The organism is Achromobacter sp. 2789STDY5608621 (genome assembly GCF_001299375.1).
Lineage (GTDB): Bacteria > Pseudomonadota > Gammaproteobacteria > Burkholderiales > Burkholderiaceae_B > Achromobacter > Achromobacter insuavis.
This window is the reverse complement of record NZ_CYTU01000002.1, coordinates 367,398-368,688: the sequence shown is the minus strand read 5'-3', so window position 1 is coordinate 368,688 and position 1,291 is coordinate 367,398. Positions and strand designations below refer to the sequence as shown.

Here is a 1,291-nt window from a genome sequence, read left to right as displayed (position 1 = left end):
CCGCCGCCCGAGCCGCCGCCACCGGCGCGCGGACCGTCAGCCTTGTTGCCGCCGCCGCCCGCGCCGCCACCCGCCGCGCCGCGGCCACCCGCGGGCTTGCCGCCCTTGCGGTTGCCGTTGGCTTCGCCCGCCAGCGGGTGACCATTGGCGTAACCGCCAGCGATCATCAGGCCGGTGCCGAAAGGATCGGACGGACACGCCGCCGCCTGACCGGCGCTGCCGACGCGGCCGCCCTGGATCTTGCCGCGGCGGCCGATACGGGCGCCATTCATGCCATTGCGATCCATCGTGCCGAAGCCCGGGGGCAAGGCGCTGTCATGCGACTGCGGCTGCTTGGAGCGGCGGCCTTTGCCGCCAGATTCGTCGTCTTCGCGCAACAGGCCCAGCTGCACCATCAGCGCGGTGACCAGCGAGGCGTCGAGTTCTTCCCAACGGCCACGGCGCAGCGTGCGCGGCAGCACCACGTCGCCGAAGCGGGTACGGATCAGTCGGCTGACCGTCACGCCCACCGCCTCGAACATGCGGCGCACTTCGCGGTTGCGCCCTTCCTGCAGGGTGACGCGGTACCAGCGGTTGCTGCCGTCGCCGCCCAGGTAGTCGAGCGCGCCGAACGCGGCCACGCCGTCTTCCAGCTCGATGCCGTCGACCAGCGACTGGCGCTGGGCCTCGTCCATCTCGCCCAGCACGCGCACCGCGTATTCACGCTCGGTGCCGTAACGCGGGTGCATGATGCGGTTGGCCATGTCGCCCGAGGTCGTGAAGATCAGCAGGCCTTCGGTATTCAGGTCGAGGCGGCCGACCGACAGCCACTTGCCGGTGCGCAGCTTGGGCAGGCGCGCGAACACGCTGGCGCGGCCGCCCGGATCGTCATGGCTGACGATCTCGCCCGCCGGCTTGTGATACAGGATCACGCGCGGCGGCTTCTTGGTATTGGTGCGCATGATGGGCTTGCCATTGACGCGCACCTGGTCGTTCGGGGCCACGCGCTGGCCGATATGGGCCGGCTCGCCATTGACCGAGACGCGACCGGCGACGATCAACTCTTCCATCTCGCGGCGCGAACCGATGCCGGCGTCGGCCAGCACCTTGTGCAGCTTCGGCATCACCGCTTCGCTGTTCAGGTACTTGCCCAGGCGCTGCTCCATGCGGTCAGCGGTGTCCAGGTACGACAGGGCCTGCTCGGCTTCCTGCTCGCCGCCGCGGCTGTCCGCGTTGTCGGCGGCAGCCTGGGCGGGCGCGGCGGCCTCGCCTTCGGCGGCCGGCTCACGGCCGGCGGAGGCTTCCGCCGGCC

Annotated in this window: 1 protein-coding gene; it reads right to left on the bottom strand. The window is 71.3% G+C overall.

Going from position 1 to position 1,291, the window contains the following annotated elements; translation table 11 throughout:
- Positions 1 to 1,291, bottom strand: a 1,291-nt coding sequence (gene rluB / locus AOZ53_RS04125; RefSeq protein WP_231690550.1) for a 23S rRNA pseudouridine(2605) synthase RluB, incomplete at both ends; no start/stop codon positions are given.